Source organism: Urechidicola sp. KH5 (assembly GCF_054661455.1).
Window position 1 is genome coordinate 246681 of the sequence record NZ_BAAFSW010000002.1, and the last position, 15583, is coordinate 262263.

13 protein-coding genes and 1 tRNA gene are annotated in these 15583 nt (G+C 34.0%); 7 read left to right on the top strand and 7 right to left on the bottom strand.

The window, feature by feature from the left end; all coding sequences use genetic code 11:
* Positions 1-4 precede the first annotated feature (4 nt).
* Both ACYQ5R_RS05740 and ACYQ5R_RS05745 read left to right on the top strand, forming a co-directional pair.
* On the top strand, positions 5-340 hold the full coding sequence (locus ACYQ5R_RS05740; RefSeq protein ID WP_460189964.1) for a MerR family transcriptional regulator: 336 nt from the start codon (positions 5-7) through the stop codon (positions 338-340).
* On the top strand, positions 340-1272 hold the full coding sequence (locus ACYQ5R_RS05745; RefSeq protein ID WP_460189965.1) for an MBL fold metallo-hydrolase: 933 nt from the start codon (positions 340-342) through the stop codon (positions 1270-1272). Before ACYQ5R_RS05740 ends, ACYQ5R_RS05745 begins: the two co-directional genes overlap by 1 nt.
* Here ACYQ5R_RS05745 and der read toward each other — a convergent pair whose 3' ends face one another.
* The 3 genes from der to ACYQ5R_RS05760 form a co-directional block, all read right to left on the bottom strand.
* Positions 1273-2583 (bottom strand): ribosome biogenesis GTPase Der, encoded by a 1311-nt coding sequence (der, locus tag ACYQ5R_RS05750; RefSeq protein WP_460189966.1) that lies wholly within the window; start codon positions 2581-2583, stop codon positions 1273-1275. It abuts the gene before it with no gap.
* 292 nt (positions 2584-2875) lie between these two features.
* Complete coding sequence (locus ACYQ5R_RS05755) at positions 2876-3577, bottom strand: LytR/AlgR family response regulator transcription factor (protein WP_460189967.1); 702 nt, start codon at positions 3575-3577, stop codon at positions 2876-2878.
* Between the two features lie 4 nt (positions 3578-3581).
* Entirely contained in the window at positions 3582-4595 is a 1014-nt protein-coding gene (locus ACYQ5R_RS05760) for a sensor histidine kinase (protein ID WP_460189968.1), read from the bottom strand.
* Between the two features lie 183 nt (positions 4596-4778).
* Between ACYQ5R_RS05760 and ACYQ5R_RS05765 the strand changes: the two genes are divergently transcribed.
* A complete protein-coding gene (locus ACYQ5R_RS05765) occupies positions 4779-7148 on the top strand; it encodes a TonB-dependent receptor (protein ID WP_460189969.1) in 2370 nt (789 codons plus the stop codon).
* 1 nt (position 7149) lies between these two features.
* Here the strand turns inward: ACYQ5R_RS05765 and era are convergent, their stop codons facing one another.
* Entirely contained in the window at positions 7150-8031 is an 882-nt protein-coding gene (era, locus tag ACYQ5R_RS05770) for a GTPase Era (RefSeq protein ID WP_460189970.1), read from the bottom strand.
* Positions 8032-8117: 86 nt separating this feature from the next.
* On the opposite strand from era, the gene ACYQ5R_RS05775 reads away from it, so the two are divergent.
* Both ACYQ5R_RS05775 and ACYQ5R_RS05780 read left to right on the top strand, forming a co-directional pair.
* A tRNA-Met gene (locus ACYQ5R_RS05775) sits at positions 8118-8190 on the top strand.
* A gap of 181 nt (positions 8191-8371) precedes the next feature.
* Complete coding sequence (locus ACYQ5R_RS05780) at positions 8372-9433, top strand: serine hydrolase domain-containing protein (RefSeq protein ID WP_460189971.1); 1062 nt, start codon at positions 8372-8374, stop codon at positions 9431-9433.
* A 16-nt stretch (positions 9434-9449) separates the two neighbouring features.
* Here the strand turns inward: ACYQ5R_RS05780 and ACYQ5R_RS05785 are convergent, their stop codons facing one another.
* On the bottom strand, positions 9450-10127 hold the full coding sequence (locus ACYQ5R_RS05785; protein WP_460189972.1) for a TetR/AcrR family transcriptional regulator: 678 nt from the start codon (positions 10125-10127) through the stop codon (positions 9450-9452).
* A 140-nt stretch (positions 10128-10267) separates the two neighbouring features.
* Between ACYQ5R_RS05785 and ACYQ5R_RS05790 the strand changes: the two genes are divergently transcribed.
* The gene (locus ACYQ5R_RS05790; RefSeq protein ID WP_460189973.1) at positions 10268-11887 is read left to right on the top strand and encodes a SulP family inorganic anion transporter; all 1620 of its coding nucleotides are present in this window, start codon (positions 10268-10270) and stop codon (positions 11885-11887) included.
* Between the two features lie 225 nt (positions 11888-12112).
* Here the strand turns inward: ACYQ5R_RS05790 and ACYQ5R_RS05795 are convergent, their stop codons facing one another.
* On the bottom strand, positions 12113-13099 hold the full coding sequence (locus ACYQ5R_RS05795) for a DUF6624 domain-containing protein (protein ID WP_460189974.1): 987 nt from the start codon (positions 13097-13099) through the stop codon (positions 12113-12115).
* Between the two features lie 150 nt (positions 13100-13249).
* On the opposite strand from ACYQ5R_RS05795, the gene ACYQ5R_RS05800 reads away from it, so the two are divergent.
* Complete coding sequence (locus ACYQ5R_RS05800; RefSeq protein WP_460189975.1) at positions 13250-14272, top strand: PfkB family carbohydrate kinase; 1023 nt, start codon at positions 13250-13252, stop codon at positions 14270-14272.
* Here ACYQ5R_RS05800 and ACYQ5R_RS05805 read toward each other — a convergent pair whose 3' ends face one another.
* A complete protein-coding gene (locus tag ACYQ5R_RS05805; RefSeq protein ID WP_460189976.1) occupies positions 14273-15487 on the bottom strand; it encodes a class I SAM-dependent rRNA methyltransferase in 1215 nt (404 codons plus the stop codon).
* Between the last annotated feature and the right edge of the window lie 96 nt (positions 15488-15583).

Genomic DNA, 15583 nt, shown 5'->3' on the forward strand with positions numbered 1-15583 from the left:
AAGTATGCACATAGATCTTCCAGAAAAACGATATTATAAAATTGGTGAGGTTGCCAAAGCATTTGGTGTAAATAATTCTTTAATTCGCTTTTGGGAAAAGGAATTTGATGTTTTAAAGCCTAAAAAAAACAATAAAGGTAACCGCTTGTTTACGGCTCAAGATGTGCAAAATTTAAAGGTGATTTATGATTTGGTGAAAGAAAAAGGGTATACCCTTGAAGGCGCTAAAAAGAAAATGAAGAACCAAAACAAAAAATCACTTTCAAATCAGGAAATTGTAGCTCAGTTAGAGCACATCAAACAAGAATTAATCACAATAAAAAACCAACTTGGTGACTAATGAGGTCTTTGCTATTATATCTTGTATGTTTTGGCTTATTAATAAGCTGTAGCTCAAATGCCAAAAAGCCTGAATCCCCTTATATTTTAGTATTGGGTATTGCTCAAGATGCAGGCTATCCTCAAATAAACTGTGAAAAAAAATGTTGCAAAAGCGTTTATAAATTTCCCTCTCATAAACGCATGGTGTCTTCACTTGCGTTGGTAGATCCAATTTCTAATAAAGAATGGGTTTTTGATGCTACTCCAGATTTTTCAGAACAACTCAAATTATTGAACAATGCTACAGGAAAATCTGCCGATTTACCGGAAGGGATCTTTTTAACCCATGCACATATGGGGCATTATACGGGGTTGATGTATGTGGGTAGAGAGGCCATGTCATCAGAAAGTTTAGATGTTTATGCAATGCCAAGGCTTAAGAATTACTTAGAGACAAATGGACCGTGGAGTCAGTTGGTAACACTCGACAATATTGAACTTAAAGAGCTTCAACAAATGAGGCCTGTGAAATTGGCGGATGGTATAACGGTTACTCCAATTGAAGTGCCGCATCGCGATGAGTTTTCTGAAACTGTGGGATATTTAATCGCTGCTAATTCTAAACAAGTGCTGTTTATTCCGGATATTGATAAATGGCATTTATGGGAGCACAGCTTAGTTGATTTAGTGCAACAAGTAGATTACGCATTTCTAGATGCCACATTTTATAAAGATGGAGAAATTAATCGACCAATGAGCGAGGTGCCTCACCCTTTTGTAGAAGAGTCAATGGACTTGCTCAAAAATTTGAGTGACGAGCATAAGAACAAAGTTCACTTTACTCACATGAATCATTCTAACCCTCTATTGTTAAAAGGAAGTGCAGCTCAAAAAGAGGTGAAATCTCAAGGGTTTCAAATTGCTCGAGAAGGCGTTAAGTATGCCCTTTAGTTACTTTTTTCTAAAGTAAATAGTAATTGGCACTCCTTGAAAATCGTACAGTTCTCTTAGCTTATTTTCAATGAATCGCTTATAGGGGTCTTTTACATACTGCGGTAAATTGGCAAAAAACACAAACTGTGGCGTAGGAGTAGGTAACTGCATACAATATTTAATTTTAATGTATTTACCCTTTGTTGCTGGAGGCGGATTTTGCTGAATAATTTCCAGCATTGTCTCATTTAATTTACTAGTTGCAATGCGCTTTTTACGATTTTCATAAACCTGAACAGCCGTTTCTATTGCTTTAAAAATACGCTGCTTTGTCAGGGCTGAGATAAAAATCATTGGAACATCAGTAAATGGAGCCATTTGTCTCTTTACCATTTCGGCATAATCTCTTACCGTATTGGTTTCTTTCTCCATTAAATCCCATTTGTTGATCAATACAACAATTCCTTTTTTATTCTTTTCTGCTAACCAAAAAATGTTTTGATCTTGACCTTCAAATCCACGAGTTGCATCAATTACTAAAACAGCTACATCACAATACTCAATAGCTCTTACTGCACGCATTACAGAATAAAATTCAAGGTCTTCTTTTACCTTTGATTTTTTTCTGATTCCTGCAGTATCTACTAAATTAAATTCAAATCCAAAACGGTTGTATTTAGTGTCAATCGTATCGCGAGTGGTACCAGCAATGTTTGTAACTATATTTCTCTCTTCACCAATTAGGGCATTGATAAAAGACGACTTGCCAGCATTTGGTCTACCAACCACAGCAAAACGTGGTAGTTCATCTACAGTTGGTTCATCTTCATCCTCTTCAGGAATTATCTCTGCAATGGCATCTAACAAATCTCCTGTACCTCCACCGTTTATTGAAGATATTGTATGGTATTCACCCAACCCAAGATTGTAGAATTCATAGGCATCATCAACTCGGTTAGCACTGTCCACTTTGTTAACAGCCATAAATACAGGCTTCTTCACCTTTCTCAAAATATCTGCAACTTCTGAATCCATAGGTGTGATACCTTCTGTTACATCAACCACAAAAACAATAATATCAGCTTCTTCAATGGCCAACTGCACTTGTTTTCTGATTTCTTCTTCAAAAATATCATCTGAACCAACAGCATACCCGCCCGTATCAATTAAAGAAAAGTTCTTGCCATTCCAGTCTGTTTTACCATAATGGCGGTCACGTGTAACACCGCTCACAGAATCAACAATAGCTTCTCTACGCTGAATCAAACGGTTAAATAGTGTTGATTTTCCAACATTTGGTCTTCCTACAATAGCCACAATGGTATTCATTCCTGAAAAATTTTTTGCAAATATACGTAAACAAAAAAGTGTGAGATTAAATATTTAAAAAATAGTATCTTACACTGATTTTTATTCTGTATGGTCGACTCGATTAACTAAGATTTTCATGTAAGACCTCGATTTTCAATTCCTCATTCTGCAACTCAAGATGTATTAGTTTTATTAATTGAAATAAAACTATCTGAAATCGAACATCCTTGTAACGTGAAGAAATTAGATACGCACTTCTTTTTTCATATTCCAACGAAAGATCAACATTTTGAAATAGCAAATCCTTAAATTAATTAAGAAATTCTTTTATTTTCTGTTGCACTTCAGGTTTGTAGGTTCTACCAACAGGAACTTTAATTTCGTCCGTTAAAAACAAAAATTTAGCAGTGGTTTTTATAACATGATTCAGGTTAACGATGTATGATTTATGAATTCTCATAAACTGAGTGCTGATCAATTTTTCTTCCCAGTGCTTTAGAGATTCTGATGTGATGTATTTTTTTTCGTGTGTATAAATATCAGTGTAATCAGCATCAGAATTAATATATCGAATGGTATCTATTTCGATTTTATAATACTCATGACCCGATTTTATATAAAGTCGTTTTTGAATTGGTTTTCGCGTATTTTCTGTCCAATGCATACGCTCTATTACTTTTGCCACAGCCTTGTTAAAGCGTTGTTGAGAAAATGGTTTGAGCAAATAGTCAATAACATTTAGTTCATAACTTTCTAATGCATATTCTGAAAAGGCTGTAGTTAAAACAACATGAGGCGGATTATCTGTTGTTTTAAGAAATTCGATACCCGACATTTTTGGTAAATGAATGTCTAAAAACAAAAGGTCAATAGGTTTCTTATGTAATACTTCTTTAGCTTGAAAAACATTTGAATAAATTCCCTCAATCTGCAATTCTGGATGGTCTTGAATGTATCTATTTAAAATACGTTGAGCAGGTAACTGATCTTCTATAATAATGCAGCTAATCATATATTTAATCTTGCAATTGAAGTTTTAAATCAACACAATATAAATCATTCTCATTTGATATAATTAATTCATGAGAATTGGGATAAATTAACTCTAGTCTTTTCTTCACATTCTCAAGCCCAATGCCTTTAGATAAACTTTCTGTATTACTATCTTTTTGATACGTGTTTTTACAAATAAAATTTAAAGTGCCATTGGTTTCTGTAGAAAGGTATATGTCTATCAGGATATTCTCAGCAATGCTAGAAGTGCTGTGTTTAAATGCATTTTCTATAAATACCGATAGTATGAGTGGCGCAATAATATATGAATTGGAATCAATAGCAGTTTTAAAAATTACAGTGCCTCTACCCTCAATTTGCAATTTGCCTAAATGCATAAAATTCTGAAGTTGCTCTACCTCTTCTTTAAGAGATACATAGGTAGATTGGCATTCATAAAGCATGTATCGTAATAAAGAGGACAATGCCAAAATAATCTCCGGTGTTTTTGAAGATTGTTCAACAGCGCAGGCATATAAATTGTTTAGGTTATTAAATAAGAAATGTGGATTGATCTGTGTTTTCAAAAATTGTAATTCACTTTCTTTTACCATCAATTTTAACTCATCTAACTCGCGTTGCCTTGAAACGGCATCCCAAGTTAATTTAAAACCAGCAATAATAATAATTGGAGGAAGTATGTCTATTAGTGTAATTAACACATTAGAAAACCTACTACCTCTTGTGTCTGGGTAAAAAATTTGTTCTATTACAAGTTCTTCAATCAAAATTACAGCAACAATGAGCAAAATGAGCAAAATGGTAAACTGGCGGTATTTTTTTGTGTAAAAGAACTTTGGAAACAATAAGAAGTTGATAATATATGCCGCAAAAGCATAGTTTAGAAAAAACACAATTTCAGTTAATTCTATAAAAGGATTGTTTCTGTCAAAAGAATAGAACAGAAAAATAATAATGATAAACAGCACGTTGAAAAACAATTCAACAGCAAAAGAATTTTTTGTGTTTAGCCGCATAAAACAAATATAAAGAAACAGTTAAACAGTAGGTGTTTAAATCTGTAAGCGACCAAATTAATCGGTCCAATGTCATGGCAAGATGCAATTCAACAGAATGAAATGGTCGTTGGTGGAATGGTGTTTTTAAAACAATAAAACTTGAATTTTCTTTGTATTGAAATACTGAATTAAAGAAGAAGTATGAAAACTAGATTTTGGCAATTAACACTGTTGTTGATGTTATTCTCAACAGCTCTTCAAGCACAAAATAATCAATATAAAATTACAGGAACAATTGTAGAGGAAGCGAGTAGTAACCCTATTGCATTTGCAACAGTATTGGCTTTAGATACTGCAACAAATGAATCTATTACAGGAGTAACAACCGATATGGATGGTGCATTTGAATTGACAGTAGCTACAGAAACTGTTCGAATTGAAATTAGCTTTATTGGTTTTGAATCGAAACAAATTACTTCTATAGACTTTAGTTCAGCAGATATTAATTTGGGCACCATAACTTTAAGTGAGGGTGAAACATTAGAAGAAGTTACGGTACGTGCAGAGAAATCTACTACTGAGTTTAAATTAGATAAACGTGTTTTTAATGTTGGTAAAGACATCAGTTCTACAGGAATGGGGGCGCTAGAATTATTAAACAATGTACCATCGGTTAATGTAAGTATTGAAGGGCAAGTGAGTTTAAGAGGTAGTGCTGGAGTTCAAATTTTAATTGATGGAAAACCATCAATTTTAGCTGATGACCCAAGTAATACGTTGAGTTCTATCACTGCAGAAATGATTGAAAAAGTTGAGGTTATTACCAATCCTTCAGCTAAATATGACGCCGAAGGAACTTCAGGAATTATCAATATAGTGCTAAAGAAAGAAGAAAAAGAAGGTCTTAACGGATCAATTACTTTAAATACTGGTATTCCAGATAACCATAGCGTTGGGGTTAGTTTAAGTAGAAGAACAGAACGTTTTAATTTGTTTACCCAACTTGGGGGAGGTTATCGCTCGTTGCCAAACAACAATGAGAATAGCAATAGAGATTTGTTGAGTGGCACAGTTGTAAATAGTGTTGGTACACAGTATAGAAATGAGCAGTTTTACAATATCATTTTAGGTACGGATTATTATATCAACGATTTTAATATTTTGACACTTTCCGGAAACTTTGCTTACGAAATAGAAGACCAACCATCGGAAACTTTTTTCGAATATTACGATGGAATGGGTGATTTAACTGAGGCTTGGACTCGATCTGAAACAACCGATGCCAATAACCCGAAATACCAATTTGAGTTTCAATACAAAAAGCAGTTTGAAGATTTTGATGATCACCAACTATTGTTTAGCGCGCAAGGTCGTTTTTTTGGAAAAGATCAGGAGTCAGAATTTAATATTAATACTACTGTTGGTAACGATGATAGGAATGACCAACAAACCGAAACAGCCTTTCAGCAAGCGGACTATACATTTAAGTTAGATTATACACGCCCTTATAATGAGAAGTTAATTGTAGAAACTGGAGCTCAATATGTTATTAACGATGTTGGTAATGATTTTACGGTGCGAAATTGGGATGGCAATGATTGGATAACAGATCCTGATCTTACGAATAATTTTACCTATAATCAACGTGTATTGGCAGGTTATGGAACCATTGGCTATGAAATCAATAAATGGGGATTAAAAGGAGGTTTGCGTGTTGAGAATACCATACTAAATACAGAGCTTGTTACAACCGACGAGCAAAATGAACAAAAGTATACAGACCTTTTTCCATCTGCGCATATTTCATATAAGTTTAATGATGCAATTTCTTTGCAATCAGGGTATTCAAGAAGAATATTTAGACCGCGTTTATGGGATTTGAATCCATTTTTTAATATTAGAAACGATTTTAATGTGCGTGTGGGTAATCCGGATTTACAACCAGAATACACTGATTCGTATGAGGTAACTAGTATTTTCTTGATTAATAAATTATCGTTAAACGCAGGTGTGTATTACCGTTATACGACGGATGTAGTAGAACGTGTTACCTTTTTTGAAGACAATGTAAGTATTACCAGACCAGAAAATATCGGCACGAATAACACCGTTGGTTTTGAGTTGAACGCTAAATACAGTCCATTGCAGTGGTTTTCGGTAACAGGAGATTTTAATTATAATTACTTTGATAGACAAGGTACCTTTGAAGATCAAGTTTTTGATTACGATGGTAAACGTTGGACATCAAGAATGACAGGTAAGTTTAAGTTACCTGCTGATTTTGAAACAGAATTAACTGGAAACTTTGAATCTGGATATGAAACTTTACAAGGAGAAATAAAACAAAATGCTTTTATGGATATTGGTGTTCGTAAAAAGATTGCCAAAGGTAAAATTGTTTTGAATCTTGCTGTTCGCGATGTTTTTGAATCACGTATTAGAGAGAGTTTTGTTTCAGAACCTACCTATGAAATTTATAGCAGAGGTTTACGTGGCCGATTCTTTACATTTGGTGCAAGTTTTGGTATCGGAAAAGGAGAAGCGATGACCTTCTCAGGAGGTAGAAGATAACCTAATCTTGATAACCGAAACGACGTAACTGACCTTTATTGCTTCGCCAATCTTTGTTGACTTTAACGTATAACTCTAGGTGAATTTTCTTTTGAAAGAATTTTTCTAAGTCCTTGCGTGCTTCTGAACCAACACGTTTTAAGGCCGAACCTTTATGGCCAATTAAAATACCTTTTTGAGTATTGCGTTCTACCATGATAACCGAACGAATTCTAATGATTTTTTCATCTTCTTTAAATTCTTCAGTCTCGATTTCAACAGCGTAAGGCACTTCTTTTTTATAGTGCATTAAGATTTTTTCACGAATTGTTTCATTCACAAAAAAACGTTCTGATTTATCTGTTAATTGATCTTTTGGATAGTATGGAGGTGAAGCAGGTAGTTTTTCAATAATTACTTCAAGAACCTTATCAATATTAAAATTTTCTAAAGCAGAAATAGGGTAAATCTCAGCATTCGGAACCTTCTCCTGCCAATAGGCAATTTTTTCCATTACCGCCTCTTGTTCGGCATTGTCAATCTTATTAAGCAATAATAACACAGGCGTTTTAGAATTGGTAATCTTTTTGAAAAAGGCTTCGTCTTTCAATTCTTTTTCACCCATTTCTACCATATAAATCAATACGTCAGCATCTTCAAAAGCAGATTTTACAAAATCCATCATAGACGCTTGTAATTCATACGCAGGTTTAATAATACCCGGGGTGTCAGAAAATACAATTTGGTACTCATCGCCATTTACAATGCCTAAAATACGATGACGCGTGGTTTGTGCTTTTTTGGTAATGATAGATAAACGCTCTCCAACAAGTGCGTTCATTAGGGTAGATTTACCAACGTTAGGATTTCCAATAATATTTACAAAACCAGCTTTATGTGTCATTTACAAGTATTTGGCTGCAAAGGTACATTTAAATGTAAAAAAAAGCTTTTAAATTCAAGAATTAGTTCTATATTTGCAGTCCAAATCGCGGGATAGAGCAGTAGGTAGCTCGTCGGGCTCATAACCCGAAGGTCACAGGTTCGAGTCCTGTTCCCGCTACTAAAAAAGCTTCACAGAAATGTGAAGCTTTTTTTATGGAATAAAAACAGGATGAGAAGTTTAACCTGAGCATTGCGACAATGCTCAACACAGGCTTTCATAAAGAAAGCACTGTGCTAAATATTAGTTAAATAAAACGATTATACTTTAAAGAGTACATCCGTTTTTTTATTTTTAGCATATGAGAAAATTACTTTTGCTGTTCGTCTTTGTTTCATTTTCACTTAATGGTCAAACTTTAAAGTTTGAAAAAATTGATTCTATTATAGATGCTGCAATTAAGGAGAATCACCCTGGATTGGCTGTAGGGATTGTAAAAAATGGAGAAGTAGTTTACGAACGTTACAGAGGGCTTTCAAATCTTCAACATCAAATTTCTTTTGATCAACATACGCGGTCAAACATTGCTTCTACAGCTAAACAGTTTACAGCTTTAATGGTGTTGGATTTGTCGTTGAAACAAAAACTTAATCTAGAGGATGATGTTAGAAAGCATGTACCAAGTCTATACCCGAATGTTCCGGATGAAATAAAAATAAGGCACTTAATAAATCACACTAGTGGAGTTCAAGAATATGTTGATTTGCTCAGTGAAGAAGGACCAGTTTGGTGGAAACGTGTGGGCCTAGACAATAATGATGTTATTGAATTATTAGAAAAACAAAAGAGTTTGGCTTTTAAACCAGGTTCTAAGTACGCGTATAGTAATTCTAATTATAACATTCTTGCTACAATTGTTGAGAGGGTTACAGGAATCTCATTTGTTGACTATTCAAGCGATTTTTTCGAAAACCTAGGAATGAAAGAAACCTCGTTTGTTAAACGTTACATGGGTGTAATCCCAAATAGAGCAAACCCATACTCTGATTGGGGAAGGGGTGAATGGTGGGAAACCCCAACAGTAACCAAAACAAGTGGAGAGGGATTTTTATTTACCACGTTAAAAGATCAACTAATCTTTGAGCAAATGATTCAAGCTTCAATTGATACCAATAATTTGCTAAAAATAAGTCAAGATCCGATTCCGAATAGCGAAATTAAAACCTATGGATTTGGATTAAAATTAAATGATAGATTGAACAGAAAAGCGGTTCATCATGATGGTGTTACCTATGGATTTCATTCGCAAATCATCCGTTTTCCAGAAGAAAAATTAGCAATCTTTATTATGAGTAATAATGGTAATATTAGAAGTGATTTGATGGCTGATGAAATTGCAAGCTTTTTGCTGTCAAAAAAATAAAATGCATCAATTGTGACTACACCCCCAACATTTTACACTTGTAAAATTTCAATAGCTTATTTACTGCTTGGTAGTTTTCTTTTTTAACTTCAATATCTGTTAATCTCGGTAAGTGTTCAGCAAAAAAGATTTCGTTGTTGGCCATTTCAAACAAATTGCTCGCAAAAGAATGCGGATAAGGAAACGTTGGATCTATCTCAAGAATAACGTCGGCAACTTTTTGAATAAGTGATTTGTAGCTGTTGTAAAACCCTTGCTTGTTGTCTTCGTCTATGTTTTTAGTGTGGTATGATTTGGCTGATTCTGCAATAATAATGCGGTGCAATATTTTTTCATTTACAAATTCTACCGAAGGATTTTCTCTAGCAGCATCAACAAAATTAGCTATGATAATGTCTAATTTTTTATCTGGGTCAGTAATGTTCTTGGTATTGTAATCCACCAAATAGCTCACCCAGTTCCAGTACCAAACAACCAAATACAATAACAAGTAGTGCTTGTTTTCAAAATACCTGTAAATTGAGGTCTCGTTTGAGTCCATTTTTACAGCTAATTTCTTGAAGGTAAACGACTCAAAGCCAATTTCGTCCATTAAAATAATACCGTGCGTTATGATGCCTCTTCCAAGTTTACTTTGAAGCGGATCTCTTAGTGAAAGACCTTCAGGAATTGAAAAACCAGCCATTATAATCATAGGGAAAAGATATTGATAAAGCGATGATACATGAGCTAAAGTAAAGCATAAAAATTATCTATACTCATGATTGTTAAATTAATACAAATATAGATATAAGTATTACTTACATTTCTTATGTTTGCACAAAATCTTTCATTATGAGTAATTATTTTAAATATTTAAAAAATGACTTACCAGCAAGTATAGTGGTATTCTTTGTAGCAATACCGTTGTGTTTGGGTATTGCACTTGCTAGTGGAGCGCCACTTTTCTCAGGTTTAATCGCAGGAATTATTGGCGGTGTAGTTGTAGGGTCTATTAGTGGATCTCAGGTTGGAGTAAGTGGACCAGCAGCAGGACTTGCGGCAATTGTTTTAGCAGCTATATCAAGTTTAGGAGGATTCGAAAACTTTCTTTTAGCTGTTGTTTTAGGAGGTGCTATTCAATTGCTTTTTGGTGTATTGAGAGCAGGTATTATTGGGTACTACTTTCCTTCGTCTGTTATTAAGGGTATGTTAACGGGTATTGGTATTATTATTATCCTAAAACAAATACCACACTTTTTTGGATATGATGCTGACCCTGAAGGAGATTTTGCATTTTTTCAAGTAGATGGGCAGAATACGTTTTCAGAAATAATCAACGCTGTAAATCATATTAGCCTTGGGCCTACAATTATTGCTTTAATTGCAATGGCTATCTTAATTTTATGGAACAATGTACTTTCTAAAAAAGCAAAAATTTTCCAATTAATTCAAGGGCCTTTGGTGGCGGTTGTTGTTGGTATTATATTTTTTGCAATTAATGAGGGTAGTGCAACATTAGGATTTGGAGCAGACCAATTGGTAAGTGTGCCAGTTCCTGAAGATGCCGCTTCTTTTATGGCACAGTTTAGTTTTCCAAACTTTGGGGCAATTACAAACCCAGAAATTTGGGTAGTTGCATTTACCATTGCGCTTGTAGCGAGTTTAGAAACTTTATTGTGTGTTGAGGCAACAGATAAGATTGACCCAGATAAAAGAGTAACACCTACAAACCGAGAGTTATTTGCGCAAGGTATTGGTAATATGCTTTCTGGATTCATTGGGGGATTACCAATTACACAGGTAATTGTTCGTAGTTCTGCAAACATTCAGTCTGGTGTAAAAACTAAAATGTCGGCAATTATTCACGGTATATTATTATTGATCTCTGTTATTCTTATACCGCGTTTATTAAACATGATTCCGTTATCTGTATTGGCTGCAATACTATTTATTGTAGGGTATAAATTAGCAAAACCAGCATTGTTTAAAACAATGTATCAATTAGGGTGGAAACAATTTGTGCCGTTTATTGTAACTGTAGCTGGTATTATTTTTATTGACTTATTAATTGGTCTTGGTTTAGGTTTATTGGTAGGTATAGTAGTGGTATTGATTAAGAGTTATCAGAATTCACACTTCCTACATATTGAAGGAGAAGATGTAGATGATGGTAAAATTAAAATGACTTTAGCAGAGCAAGTTACTTTCTTCCATAAGGGAGCGATTCTTAAAGAGCTAGACAATTTACCAGAGAATTCGTTCTTAGAGCTAGATGTTAGAAAAACACGTTATCTAGATAATGATATTATTGAGATTTTAGATGATTTTTCATACAAGGCAAACTTGAGAAATATTACGATTAAGTTAGTTTCTGAAAGAGGTACTGTTGAGAATCCGCCGAGTTACTTAGAGTTCTTTAAACTGATGCCTAAGACGGAGTTGTATAAAACATTAGGAGACGTGTCGAAATAAATAGTTAAAATTAGGAATCCTTTAAAATTCTTTGATAATGAATAAAGAAAAAAGATCATTTGACATTTTCAGATTGTTAAAAGAGAAGATTAAACAACATAAGGTTTCTAAGAAATAAAAGTCGACATACACTCCAAGTTGGATGGACAGAAATGAGTAAGTACAATGTATAAATAAAAAACCAGTTTCAATCGAAACTGGTTTTTTTATAATTTACAAACAGAGTTAATTCTTTTTGTTCAACGCCTTCTCTTTGGCTTCTAATTCTGGGAGCATTTTAAGGTAGGCTTCAATATCCCAAGTAAGATTCCATCTATTTAAATTTTCTTGCATAGAGTTAAGTCCCATTTCGGCCCTTCTTTTATCTACATTTTTTGGGTCTTCTAAAGGTAAAACATAAGGTTGTTTGCGCTCTTTACTCATTGCTAATTGCGTACCGTATATCTGACGCTCACCTCGCCTTAACAATAGTCGATCATAAAAGATGGCATATTGTCTTTTTGGGAGATTGTTACTTTCTAAAGCTGCAGTAATCATTGGTAGGTATTTCTCTTGTGTATCTTGATTTGCATGTTGAATAACTAAGAATAAAGTTGAGGTGCCGCGTTCACCTATTAATTTTTTATCAGGCCACCCTTTTTCACTGAGAATTTTTTCAACTTTCGCCAGATTGATGGAGTCTTTCTTCATTATTTCTTGCCATAATGCATCCATTTCTTTTGAGTCTCTTCCATACTTTTCTTCGGTTGAACGAATACTATTTCTAGTGCTTTGGTCGTCAAAATATATTTGATCTAATACGGTTACCAAAGCTTTGTCAAAATGTGCTTCTTCTGCTTCCTTATTTTTAATGATTAAAATGCAGAGTTCATTCCATCGATCATCTGTATGCAAACTGGTTAAGTCTGAATCATTTTTTAAATGATCAATTCCAGTCCATTTTAAATCGTTTGCAATAACAAATAAATGTTTGAAAGCCATGTCTGAATTTTCCGCGAATGCATAGATACAAGATGCATTATAGCGATCTCTTAGCGGGACTTTTTCATTTAACTGAAAGGCTTTTTCATAGAGTTCAGCGGATTGTTTGTATTCTTTGGCGAGACATAATTTCCATCCTTCAGAAATTAGCTGTGCGTAATCAGGGTTGTTTTGAGAAAATATATTGGCTGTTATTAAACAAGCCAATAAGATCATTTTTAAAGGTTTCATAGTTTGATATCGTTAATTTATTCAGGGTTGCTAAATATCAATTTTTGTACCAAGGATACAATTAAATAGAAATATGTATTATTAAATTTAAATGATTCACCGCAAAACAGTTGAAATTGAATAGATTTGTATAAATCAGTAATAAAATTCATGAATAATAAACTTGTTTGCTTTGGCGAAATTATGATGCGTTTATCGGCAAAAGACCATCAAAGATTGTTACAAACCAATGTATTAGATATAAGTTTTGGTGGTGCAGAATTTAATGTGGCTGTTTCTGCCGTAAATTTTGGAATATCAGCTGAGTTTGTTACTCGGTTACCAGAAAATGATTTTGGACAAAGAGCTATTCAAGAAATTAGAAAACATAATGTAGCATGTAATAATCTAGCTATTGGTGGAGAGCGATTGGGAGTTTATTTTTTAGAAATGGGTATTGCGGGTAGAAGTAGTAAAGTGGTATACGATAGATCAAATAGTGCTATTGCGACAATTCCTGTTGGCACAATAGAATGGGATCAGGTTCTTAAAGATGCCTCTTGGTTTCATTGGAGCGGCGTTACACCTGCAATCTCTCAAAATGCAGCTGATGAATGTTTGAGAGCGATTAAAAAAGCGAATGAAATGGGAATTACGATTTCTTGTGATTTAAATTACAGGTCTAAACTTTGGAAATATGGTAAGGCACCTCACGAAATTATGCCAGAGCTATTGCAGTATAGCAATGTAATTTTAGGAGATATAGATACAGCACTCTTTATGTTAGGTAAAAATAAAGTAGCGCCTGATTATCAAAAACCAGAAGAGCTTATTATTTATTACAACGACCTATTTTCGGAGATAAAACATTTGAAATTTATAGCGACTTCGTTACGCTACTCAGAGAGTGTATCGCATCAAAGAATAGGTGGTTTGTTGTATGATGGATCTTCATTATTCACATCTTCTATTAAAGAAATAAATCCTGTATTAGATAGAGTCGGAAGTGGAGATGCGTTTATGGGAGGTCTAATTTATGGCCTTACAGAACATGCTAATAACCTGCAATACTCTGTGGATTTTGCAACTTCAGCCTGTTGTATAAAGCATACCATTTTAGGTGATTTCAATCTAACTTCTGTAACGGAGGTTGAACGTCTAATGAAGGATAATTCTGGTTTGGTTTCTAGGTGATTATTTAATTCCGATATACATGCTTTTTAAATAAGCTCCTTCTTTAAATCCAATAGGGTGATCGCTATCGTGCTGAGTAGTTTCTAGGATTGTATAACGTACTTTATTTCTCGTCAAGACATCCTCATTCAATTCAAAAAATTGCTCAGCAGAAACACGAGAGCTGCATGAAGCCAATACAAGTATACCGTTTTTTTTTACCAATTGTAAACCCAATTTAGCAAGTGCTTTATAGCTATTAAGTGCCTTTGGAATCTCGTTGGCACTTTTAGCAAAAGACGGAGGGTCTATTACCACAATGTCAAACTTTTTATGATTTTTTGCTAGTTTTTCTAATTCCTCAAAAGCATCACCTACAATGGTCAGATGTTTCCCAGGATAGCTATTTAGTTTAGCGTTACTTTTGGCAATCTCTAAAGCTGGTTTGCTAATATCTAAACTTGTTACTTCTTCAGCCCCACCTGCCAAAGCATGTACAGAAAACCCTCCAGCGTAAGAAAAGACATCTAATACTGTTTTTCCTTTAGACAATGCACCAACCTTTTTTCTATTGGCTCTGTGGTCTAAGAAATATCCTGTTTTATGTCCGTGAATAACATTGGCCGAAAAATTTATACCATGTTCTTTAAATATTACTAATTCATTTTGGAGAATCCCATCTAGAATTTGACCATCATATAAGCCAAATGTGTTTTCTTCTTTTTGCACATTTCTACTAAGTCGAAGTACAGTAGTTTTTGCTTTGCTTGTAGCAATCAAACAAGGTAAGATATCTTTTAAATGAGCAAACCAAAAAGAGGCATAAAGTTTTACCACAAGCACATGGTCATAAACATCTGCAATAAGAGATGGTAATTGGTCATTCTCACCAAACACTAAACGATAACTATTGGTGTCTGATTTTAAAAGCTGCTCTCGTTTTTTAAAAGCCTCTTGAACTTTGGTTTCAAACCAGTTCTTAGTGATATTAGCTTGTCTATTGGCTTGTAATATTTTAATCCGAATTGGCGAATTTGGATCGTAAAAACCACATGCAAGAAACTTATTTTTTTTACTGTCAAATAGTACAGCTATGTCTCCCGATCTACCCTCCTTATTTTGTTTTATAATACTGTTTTCAAACACCCATGGGTGTCCTTTTTTAACCAAAGTTTCAGCTTTTGATTTAAGCTTTATAGCAATTTTTTGAATGGGTATTTCTGGTAGGTTTTTCATTCCTGTAAATATAGTTTACTGTTGATTAAAAATGTATTTGTACAACAATAAAAGTTCTCACTGTAAAAGGAGTTATCTTCTTTAAATCTTTAGAAA